This window comes from Petrocella sp., from assembly GCF_059865615.1.
The window spans coordinates 1-1,921 of record NZ_JCBCDA010000168.1 but is presented as its reverse complement, the minus strand read 5'-3'; the positions used below and the strand labels follow the sequence as shown (position 1 = coordinate 1,921).

At 34.1% G+C, this 1,921-nt stretch carries 3 protein-coding genes; all 3 read right to left on the bottom strand.

Features of this window, described 5'->3' with window-relative positions:
* Positions 1–461: 461 nt before the first annotated feature.
* Positions 462–782 carry an outer membrane protein assembly factor BamE domain-containing protein gene (locus AC6F8J_RS15095; RefSeq protein ID WP_500724448.1) on the bottom strand — a complete coding sequence of 107 codons (321 nt, stop codon included), beginning with the start codon at positions 780–782 and terminating at the stop codon, positions 462–464.
* Between the two features lie 58 nt (positions 783–840).
* Positions 841–1,329, bottom strand: coding sequence for a hypothetical protein (locus tag AC6F8J_RS15090; protein ID WP_500724447.1), 489 nt, complete (start codon positions 1,327–1,329; stop codon positions 841–843).
* A gap of 145 nt (positions 1,330–1,474) precedes the next feature.
* Positions 1,475–1,921, bottom strand: a 447-nt coding sequence (locus AC6F8J_RS15085; RefSeq protein ID WP_500724446.1) for a YbaK/EbsC family protein, incomplete at its 5' end; no start/stop codon positions are given.

Below are 1,921 nucleotides of genomic sequence, written 5' to 3'. Positions count from 1 at the left end.
TAATCCACAGTGACAATATGAACGGAAGAATCCTAAATAAGTTATCCACCAATACAAAAAAACAGCAACAAAACAGAAAATAAATTTCTCTGTTTTGCACAATGAATTTTCAGGACTCTATCAGGGGTTCTGAACAGTTACCTTTTCGCTATTAAAGAACATCAACAGTATCTCTCACCTAAAAATATAGAAGCCTCTTCTTTTTATCTATTCCCTCTGAAACGAAAAACATTATATTATGAATCATTGAAATCCGTATATTGTGTGGATATACATGAAAAAAAGTATCTCATTAGGCCAAAAGAGAATAACCAGATGTGCAGTTATGGAAAATCCGTAGGTCAAAGCCATGAATATATAAAGCACATAAAATCAATCGTATGTTTATACGCAAGATTTTATGTGCTTTTATCTTCTGAAAAAATTTGAAGCAATGAAGACGAAATTAAAAATCGATGTGATTAAAATATACTTTCTTCATTATTGTCATCAGACTTGATAGATCCCCCTAAAAGCTGGTTTTTACCATCAAATAAAAGGGAAATATTTTCCCCATCAAAGTCATAGACGTATATATAAGTCCCTGATCCAATATCTTTTGTAGGTTCCCCCAGTATATCAATCACTTCTTGAGTAGTCATTCCTATTTTTAACTGGGATAGCATCTCGCTCAATTTTGAATCTTTAGTGCCTTTCTCACCGTTACAAGCAGATAAAGATAAGATTATAATCACTAATAAAAATAATTTTGAAATAGTTTTCATTTTTTCATTCCCTTCCATTTGATAATAAATATTGCCATATCATTATACAGCAGAATTCAAATAAAATAAACCAAATTTATTTAACCATGAACCAACCTGCAAAGCTAGAGTAATTCAATGATAAAGTTCTTAAGGTGCCCGTAGAATTTGTATATTGATACGTGCCATAATCTCTATTGCATGTTTGGGGATTTGATATTATATTACCAGCCGCATCCTTATTAGAAACTGAATCCCATCCACGTTTACGAGACCAGTATCCATTTGAATTTTGTTCATACCAGTGATAATCAACGCCAGGGGCAATTACTAATGCAACTTTACGATAACCTTTTGGTGGAACAGCATTTTTTGTTGTTTCATAAAAATCTCTTACTTTCACTGTGCCAATGTATTGATTTAAATCAGCTTTAACAGCTTTTACGATTGCACTTTTGGTCAACGAGGTGTACTCAGCGCCAGATATGTATCCTGGTTGAATTTTAAATTTTGGCTGTGATGATGACATCTTTAGAACTGCATACTGATAACAATTTGAACGATAAGCGTCAAAAAATGGTATCATAAAAATACGATTACCACTAGCAATTAGAAAACAAGTTAATTACCCTGTGGTTAAACAAGGTGATTTTATTAGAAAAAACATCCTGCTGTAAGAAAAACCGGATGTTTTTTCTAATATATACTTATTATCAATAAGACCTATTATACTATTTGCATACATCCACAAAATCCAAAGCTTTACCAAAAGTATGCAATTGATCGATGGTTAATTCTATAGCTGAGTCGCTGCTACCGCATGCCGGATAGACCTTATCATATGCCTTTAAGGATACATCTATGTAAACCTCGACAGCTTCATGTTCAATAGCAAAAGGACAGACACCACCGACTTCATGGCCGGTAAAGTGAAGCACTTCGTCTGGAGATAGCATCTTGGCTTTGGTCATGAAGGTTTCTTTGAATTTACGATTATCAACCCTTGCTTCTCCTGCTGCCACCACCAAAACACAACTTTCATCTTTTTTGAACGCAAGCGTTTTGGCTATTTTATCTGCCGCGCAACCAATGGCTTCTGCTGCAAGTGCTACTGTAGCACTGGATGTATCAAACTCCATAATTTGATCTTCCATTTCGTATTGCTTAAAATATGCTTT